General features: G+C 72.5%; 6 protein-coding genes and 1 pseudogene. 3 read left to right on the forward strand and 4 right to left on the reverse strand.

Annotated elements, in window-relative coordinates; translation table 11 throughout:
- Positions 1–247, forward strand: a pseudogene (locus tag GSF22_RS27160) (hypothetical protein); the annotation flags it as partial.
- A gap of 64 nt (positions 248–311) precedes the next feature.
- Here GSF22_RS27160 and GSF22_RS27165 read toward each other — a convergent pair.
- The 4 genes from GSF22_RS27165 to GSF22_RS27180 all read right to left on the reverse strand — a co-directional run bounded on the left by GSF22_RS27165 (position 312) and on the right by GSF22_RS27180 (position 3,617).
- Positions 312–1,091, reverse strand: coding sequence for an alpha/beta fold hydrolase (locus tag GSF22_RS27165; RefSeq protein ID WP_307804367.1), 780 nt, complete (start codon positions 1,089–1,091; stop codon positions 312–314).
- A 166-nt stretch (positions 1,092–1,257) separates the two neighbouring features.
- Positions 1,258–1,923, reverse strand: a complete 666-nt coding sequence (locus GSF22_RS27170; RefSeq protein ID WP_208816583.1) for a S1 family peptidase — start codon at positions 1,921–1,923, stop codon at positions 1,258–1,260.
- Between the two features lie 156 nt (positions 1,924–2,079).
- Entirely contained in the window at positions 2,080–2,472 is a 393-nt protein-coding gene (locus GSF22_RS27175) for a hypothetical protein (protein WP_208816584.1), read from the reverse strand.
- Positions 2,469–3,617: a molybdopterin-dependent oxidoreductase gene (locus GSF22_RS27180; RefSeq protein ID WP_208816585.1), complete on the reverse strand. Its 1,149-nt coding sequence runs from the start codon at positions 3,615–3,617 to the stop codon at positions 2,469–2,471. Before GSF22_RS27180 ends, GSF22_RS27175 begins: the two co-directional genes overlap by 4 nt.
- Positions 3,618–3,869: 252 nt before the next feature.
- Here GSF22_RS27180 and fdh point away from each other — a divergent pair, with 252 nt between their 5' ends.
- A complete protein-coding gene (gene fdh, locus GSF22_RS27190) occupies positions 3,870–7,148 on the forward strand; it encodes a formate dehydrogenase (RefSeq protein WP_244454206.1) in 3,279 nt (1,092 codons plus the stop codon).
- Positions 7,141–8,085: a 4Fe-4S dicluster domain-containing protein gene (locus tag GSF22_RS27195; protein ID WP_208816588.1), complete on the forward strand. Its 945-nt coding sequence runs from the start codon at positions 7,141–7,143 to the stop codon at positions 8,083–8,085. The genes fdh and GSF22_RS27195 overlap by 8 nt, the downstream gene beginning before the upstream one ends.
- Positions 8,086–8,113: the final 28 nt, after the last annotated feature.

Below are 8,113 nucleotides of genomic sequence, written 5' to 3' on the forward strand. Positions count from 1 at the left end.
CGATCATGATTCGCAGGGGTTGTTCCAGCAGCGTCCGTCGAGTGGTTGGGGGACGGTGGAGCAGATCACTGATCCGCAGTACTCGACGACGGCGTTCCTGACCGGTTTGAAGCAGGTCGAGGGTTGGGAGGAGATGCCGTTGACGGCGGCGGCGCAGACGGTGCAGGTGTCGGCGTTCCCGGATCACTATGCGCAGTGGGAGTTGCAGGCTGCTGACCTGGTCGCCGAGCACTGGACCACCAGCTGACCGCAGACAGCGACAGAGCGTGCTGGCCGGGCCCCCGGACACGGGGACCCGGCCAGCGGCATGTTCACCCCTGGGCCGGTACCCCTGCCTGCCTCACCAGGCGGCGCAGGATCGGCCCGGCGTGGGTCCAGAGCAGCGCCCCACCGGCCTCCGGTACGACGTGACGCTGGGCCCCGGGGATGCGGGTGGTCAGCAGCTCGCCCTGGTCGGGGGAGTGACCGGTGTCCCGGGAGCCGTACCAGACCTCGACCGGTACGTCGATCGCCGCCAGGTCCAGCCGCCACCGGCCCATCGCCAGCACGGTGTCCCGGGCATAACCCTCCGGGCCTGCGGCGAACGCTTCGGCCAGGGCCCGACGGTAGGCGGCGCTGAACACCGGATCCTGGTAGACCGTGCGGTCGCAATCAGGGCTGGCCCCCATCACCAGGCCCCACATCGCCTCCGCGTCGAAGCGGCGGAACACCGCCTCGGCACCCGCCGGGTCCCGGCCGGTCAGTTCGACCAGGTCCCGCAGCTCCGCCGGGAGCATCGGGGCGAACTCCGGCAGGGCCACCTCGTCGGCGGCGGAGACCAGGGCCAGCGTGGACGCCGTACCGGCGACCGTGCAGGCGAGCGCGAACGGCGCCCCCTGCGAGTTGCCGACCATGGCCGGGCGGCCCAGGCCACGCAGGGCACAGAACGCGCGCATGTCCGCGGCGAAGTCGGTGAGGGAGCGACCCGGTACGGGCGTCGAGGCGCCGAGCCCCGGACGGTCCACCGAGACCAACCGGATCCCGAGCCCGTCGACGACGTCGCCACCGAAGCCGAGCCAACGGCTGGTCGCCGCACCCGGGCAGAACAGCACCGGCACGCCGTCCGGCGGTCCCCATTCGCTCCAGCCCAGCAGCCGGCCGTCCGGCAGCCGGGTCACGCCGAGGCGGGCCGGATCCTGGACACCTGTCTCCATGGCCGCATCATGACCGGGACCGGACCGGCACGTACACCGGTTTCCGGTCGGTGGGCGCGCCAGGTCAACTGGTGACCAGGCGGACCCCGTACGCGCTGAGCGCCTCGTTGACTGGCTGGAAGTAGCTCGTCCCGCCGCTGGAGCAGTTGCCCGAGCCGCCGGTCAGGATGCCCTGGGCCTGGCTGCCGGACATGAACGGCGCGGCGGACTCCCCGGCCTCGGCGCAGACACTGGTCCGGGTCAGGCCGTAGACCGTGCCCTCCGCGTAGTTGACGGTCACGTTCTTGGCCTGGACGACACCGCAGCGCCAACCGGTGGTCGCGCCGTACTTGCAGACGCTGGCGCCGACCGCGGCGGAGGTGGAACCCTTCACCGCGACGACCCCGGTGCCGGTGCGGACCTCACCCCGGGGGGTCCACCCCGGGTTGAGCTGTACCAGTGCGTAGTTGTTGCCGGGGAACGACGAGGCGGCAAAGTATCCCATCAGCTCGCCGGCCGGTGTGTAGACCGGGTCGCCGGCCTGCCCGCAGTGCCCGGCGGTGAGGAAGCCGTTGAACGGGGTGACCTGGCCGACCACGCTGAAGGACACCGTGCAGCGGTACCCGTCGCCGGTGCGGAACTGGTCGCCACCGCGTACGTCCCCGGCGGCGGCGGCCGGGACGGCGGGCAGCAGGACCGCAGCGACCAGGGTGCAGAGCGCGACCAGCAGGGGACGCAGTCGTCGGATCATGCTCCGACGGTAGTCGACATCGACTGATGTCCATTCATAGGCTTTGGGTCATACCGTGGCGGTGCAGCTTGTGCCGTCACCGGGCAGTCCATGCGGTCACCGGGCAGTCCATGCGGTCACCGTGCCGGCCGCGCCGTCACCGCGCGGTCCGTCCGGTCACCAGCGGCCCCGGCGTTGGTCCCGGGCGATCCGGGACTGCGTGGCCCCGAGCAGCAGCGCCCAGAAGACGCCCAGGAAGGCCAGCAGCCCGCCCCAGGTCACCCCGGCAGTCGGGGCGGCGAGCCCCGGCACCGCGACGAGCAGCAGGAGCCCGCTGGTCCCGGCGCCCACGGCGACCGTGGTGCGCAACGGGCGGGGCAGGGTACGCGCCACCAGTAGCCCGACCCCGCCGACCAGCGGGAGCACCAGCACCGGGAGGAGCAGACCGGCCAGTAGCCAGGTGCCCAGGGCGACGGCCTGCCCCGGCGTCCGGGCGGTACCGGCCAGCAGCCGGATGCCGTACCCGAGCAGCGCCAACCCGACGAGCACGAGCGCCACCCGGGTCCTCACGGGTCCACCCGCAGTGCGGTCACCCACTTGGTCTGTCCGGTCCCCGGCCGATCCGCCGAGACGATCCGGCACGGGTACCCGTGGTCCAGGTCGAGCACCGACCCGTTGATCCGTAGCGCGAGCAGCGTCGACCGGTCCCGTACCCGCTCCACCGGCAGCACGCTGCTGCGGTGGACACCGACCGGCTCCAGGGAACCGACGGTGACCCGCCCGACGGGCGCACCGACCGCGGCCAGCAGGTCGACCAGCGGAACGCCGGTCCAGTCCGCGTGGGCGCTCCAGCCCTGCACACAGGTGAGCGGCAACCGCAGCGTGCGCTGCGGCAGCCCGGCCAGTCCGGGCAGGTCCACCTCGTGCCGTCCACCCGGCCACTGCATCGTCAGCCGCCACCGCGCGTCCACCCGGGTGACCCGGGCGGCGGAGGCGGTTCTGGTGACCCGGAGTCCCTGTGGACCCCGGTCGGCCCGTCGGGCCAGCGGTGACACCCGGTCCAGCGCGGGGACGGTCGACCCGACGGTGGCGAGGACCACGGCCGTCGCCGACAGGTACGCCCCGCCGAGCACGTCGCGGCGGCTCAGTCCGACCCGCTCCGGTGCCGGCCGACCCAGTGGCGTGGCCAGGCCGTCCCGGATCCGGGGCAGCTTCACCCCGAGGTGGACGGCCAGGGCGCCGACGGTGAGCCAGGCCACCGCGTGGTGCGTCGGTGCGGTGGCGAACGGCCCCGGCGCCCCGCCGGCCCGGCCGACCAGCCCGGTCGTCAGGGTGAGGACCGCTCCGGCGACCAGTACGGCCAGCGCGGCCCGCTCTGCGGCGTACCCCCACCGTCGCCCAAGCCGTTGGGCAGCCGGTCCTCGCGGGGCAGCCGGTTCCGGCCGGGCGGACAGCCTCGGCCAGCAGCTCCACAGCTTGGCCAGCAGCAGCGGTACGGCGGCGGTGCCGGCGAGGACGTGCACCCCCTGGGTGATCCGGTAGAGCTGTGCCGGCCGCCCCGGCCACCAGGGTGCATGCTGCGCGAGGTGGGACAGCAGGCCGGTGGCGAGGCACAGGGCGAACGCTGTCGCCAGCCACAACCCGAGCCGCGCGGAGACCCGTACGTCGTGCGCCTCCGCAGCGGGATTCCCCTGCCCGGGTGGCCGCCAGCGCATGCGGCGGTATAGCCGCCCGGGTCCGGTTGAAACCGCCCGGGGTGCCCGACCGTCGCCCGGGGTGCCAGACAACCGCCCGGGGTGCCAGACAACCCGCTGGAGGTCACCGACCGGCCGGGGTGTTAACAAGGGGCCCTTCCTCTACCGAATACGTTAAGCGGGGGCCCTTCCTTATCTCTGGGTGCGCGGGCGGGTTCGGTGGCCTAGGGTCGTAGGAGTCAGCATGGTCGTCCGACGAGGGAGGTGCCGCCGATGGGCCTGCGCACCTTCATCGAGGGCTGGCCGGTCTACCGTCAGCTCACCGGTACCGACCCGCTGGGGCGCGGCGCGGCGGCGAAGTCCGCCCGGTCGGCGGCGCTGACCTCGCGTACCGAGACCGCCGACAGTGTGGCCCGCTCGGTCTGCCCGTACTGCGCGGTCGGCTGCGGGCAGCGGGTGTACGTCTCCGACGGTCGGATCACCCAGATCGAGGGCGACCCGGACAGCCCGATCTCCCGGGGCCGGCTCTGCCCGAAGGGCTCGGCCAGCCGGAACCTGGTCACCAGTGAGCTGCGCCAGCAGAAGGTCCGCTACCGGCGGCCGTACGGCACGCAGTGGGAGGACCTGGACCTGGCCACCGCGCTGGACATGATCGCCGACCGGATCCTCGCCGCGCGCGCGGAGACCTGGGAGGACGTCGACGCCGAGGGGCGCCCGCTCAACCGGACCCTCGGCATCTCCAGCCTCGGCGGCGCGACGCTGGACAACGAGGAGAACTACCTCATCAAGAAGCTGTTCACCGCGATGGGGGCACTCCAGATCGAGAACCAGGCCCGGATTTGACACTCCGCCACCGTCCCCGGTCTGGGGGCCAGCTTCGGTCGCGGTGGCGCGACGGACTTCCAGCAGAACCTCGCCAACGCTGACGTCATCGTCATCCAGGGTTCCAACATGGCCGAGGCCCACCCGGTCGGTTTCCAGTGGGTCATGGAGGCCAAGCGGCGGGGGGCGAAGGTCTTCCACGTGGACCCCCGGTTCACCCGGACCAGCGCGCTGGCCGACGTGTACCTGCCGATCCGGGCCGGTACCGACATCGCGCTGCTCGGCGGGGTGGTGCGGTACATCCTGGAGAACGAGCTGGACTTCCGGGAGTACGTGCTGGCGTACACCAACGCGGCCACCATCGTCAGCCGGGACTTCGTCGACACCGACGAGCTGGACGGCCTCTTCTCCGGCTACGACCCGGCCACCAACAGTTACGTGCAGGACAGTTGGCAGTACGACGGCCACGAGGAGAGTTCCGGTAGCGGGGACACCACGAAGGAGCGGGACAGCGCCGCCGGGTTGGAGCACGAGTCGCACGGTGCCCGGGTCGGTGGGCCGACCCACCGGGACGAGACCCTGCAACACCCGCGCTGCGTCTACCAGATCCTGCGCCGGCACTTCGCCCGCTACACGCCGGAGATGGTGGAGCGGGTCTGCGGCATCAGCCAGGAGCAGTTCCTGACCCTGGCCCGTGCCTGGACGGAGAACTCCGGCCGGGAGCGGACCGGTGCCCTGGTCTACTCGGTCGGCTGGACCCAGCACAGCGTCGGCGTGCAGTACATCCGGACCGGCGCGATCATCCAGTTGCTGCTGGGCAACGTGGGCCGCCCCGGTGGGGGTGTCATGGCGCTGCGCGGGCATGCCAGCATCCAGGGCTCGACCGACATCCCGACGCTGTTCAACCTGCTCCCCGGGTACCTGCCGATGCCGCACCACGCCGACCACCCGACCTTCGACCACTGGGTCGGCCGGATCGTGAACCCGGGGCAGAAGGGTTTCTGGGGCAACGCCCGGGCCTACGCGGCCAGCCTGCTCAAGGCGTACTGGGGGGACGCGGCCACCCCGGAGAACGACTTCTGCTACGGGTACCTGCCCCGGATGACCGGCGACCACGGCACCTACCAGCAGGTGCTGAACATGATCGACGGGAAGGTCAAGGGCTACTTCCTGCTCGGCCAGAACCCGGCGGTCGGTTCGGCGCACGGCCGGGCCCAGCGGCTCGGCATGGCCAACCTGGACTGGCTGGTGGTCCGGGACCTCTTCCTGATCGAGAGCGCCACCTTCTGGCAGAACGGCCCCGAGGTGGCCACCGGGGAGATCGTGCCCGAGGAGTGCCGGACGGAGGTGTTCTTCCTGCCGGCCGCCTCGCACGTGGAGAAGGAGGGCACCTTCACCCAGACCCAGCGGCTGTTGCAGTGGCGGGAGAAGGCCGTCGACCCGCCGGGTGACTGCCGTTCCGAGCTGTGGTTCTTCTACCACCTCGGCCGGGTGCTCCGGGAGAAGCTGGCCGGCTCGACCGCGCCCCGCGACCGGGCGCTGCTCGACCTGACCTGGGACTACCCCACGCACGGTCCGCACGACGAGCCGAGCGCCGAGGCGGTGCTGCGCGAGATCAACGGGTACGACACCCGGACCGGCCGCCTGCTGTCCGGTTTCACCGAGGCCCGCGACGACGGCTCCACCGCCGTCGGCTGCTGGATCTACAGCGGGGTGTACGCCGACGGGGTCAACCAGGCCGCCCGGCGCAAACCCCGGCACGAGCAGGACTGGGTGGCCGCCGAGTGGGGCTGGGCCTGGCCGGCGAACCGCCGTACCCTCTACAACCGCGCCTCCGCCGACCCGCAGGGGCGACCGTGGAGCGAGCGCAAGCGCTACGTCTGGTGGGACCCGGAGCGGGCCGAGTGGACCGGCTACGACGTGCCGGACTTCGAGCGGACCAAACCCCCGACGTACCGGCCGCCAGAGGGCGCCGGCGGGGTGGCCGGGATCGCCGGCGACGACCCGTTCATCATGCAGGGCGACGGGAAGGGCTGGCTCTACGCGCCCAGCGGGGTGCTCGACGGGCCGCTGCCCACCCACTACGAGCCGGCCGAGTCGCCGGTGCGCAACCCGCTGTACGGGCAGCAGGCCAACCCGACCCGCAAGGTCTACCCGCACCCGGTGAACCCGATGAACCCGAGCCCACCGCAGGCGCACAGCGACGTCTTCCCGTACGTCTTCACGGTCAGCCGGCTCACCGAGCACCACACGGCGGGGGCGATGAGCCGCAACGTGCGGCACCTGGCCGAGCTGCAACCGGAGATGTTCGTCGAGGTCTCCCCGGCGCTGGCCGGACTGGCCGGCCTGACCCACCTGGGCTGGGCGCACCTGGTCAGCGCCCGGGCGGTGATCGAGGCGAAGGTGCTGGTCACCGAGCGGCTCACCCCGCTGCGGGTGGAGGGCCGGACGATCCACCAGATCTGGCTGCCGTACCACTTCGGCACCGAGGGGCTGGTCACCGGCGACTCGGCCAACGACCTGTTCGGCATCACCCTGGATCCGAACGTGCTGATCCAGGAGAGCAAGGTCGGCACCTGCGACATCCGGCCCGGCCGGCGGCCCACCGGACCGGCGCTGCGGGAACTGGTCGAGGCGTACCGGCGGCGGGCCGGGCTGACCGGGGCAGTGGTTACGCCTATCCTGACCACCGATGCCGGCGGCGACCGGGAGGCCCGCGACCATGGTTAGTGCCAACAGCCTGTACGGTCCGCTGGACCCGGCCCCGGACGCCGGCTACCCGGACGCCCCGCCCCGGATGGGGTTCTTCACCGACACCAGCGTCTGCATCGGCTGCAAGGCGTGCGAGGTGGCCTGCAAGGAGTGGAACGACGTCCCCGACTCCGGGTTCGACCTGCTCGGCATGTCGTACGACAACACCGGGGCGCTGACCGCCAACTCGTGGCGGCACGTGGCCTTCGTCGAGCAGCCGGCCCGGCCGCCGCAGGTCGGGCAGCCGGGGACGGGGCCGGCGGCTGATCCGGTACCCGCTGCCGCGCCGCAGTTCCTCGGCATGCCCGGCAGTGAGCCGCCGGGCCGCAGCGGTACCGGCGAGCGGACCGACTTCCGCTGGCTGATGATGTCCGACGTCTGCAAGCACTGCACGCACGCCGCCTGCCTGGACGTCTGCCCGACCGGTTCGCTGTTCCGCACCGAGTTCGGCACGGTGGTGGTGCAGGAGGACATCTGCAACGGCTGCGGGTACTGCATCTCCGCCTGCCCGTACGGCGTGATCGACCAGCGGGCCGGTGACGGTCGGGCGTGGAAGTGCACGCTCTGCTACGACCGGATCGGCGCCGGGCTCACCCCGGCCTGCGCCCAGGCCTGCCCCACCGAGTCGATCCAGTACGGCCCCCTCGACGAGCTGCGTGAACGGGCCGCCGCCCGGGTGGCCACGCTGCACGAACGGGGGGTCGCCGAGGCCCGGCTCTACGGCCACGACCCGGCCGACGGGGTCGGCGGGGACGGCGCCTTCTTCCTGCTGCTCGACTCCCCCGAGGTCTACGGCCTGCCTCCGGACCCGGTGGTCACCACCCGGGACCTGCCGGCGATGTGGCGCCGGGCCGGGCTCGCCGCCCTCGTGGTCGCCGCCGCCGCCGTCACCGCCTTCGTGGGCGGACGCCGGTGAACGCCCGGGAACCGGGCCGGCCCGGGGG

Origin of the sequence: Micromonospora echinofusca (assembly GCF_017614955.1) — a bacterium.
Taxonomy (GTDB): domain Bacteria; phylum Actinomycetota; class Actinomycetes; order Mycobacteriales; family Micromonosporaceae; genus Micromonospora; species Micromonospora echinofusca_A.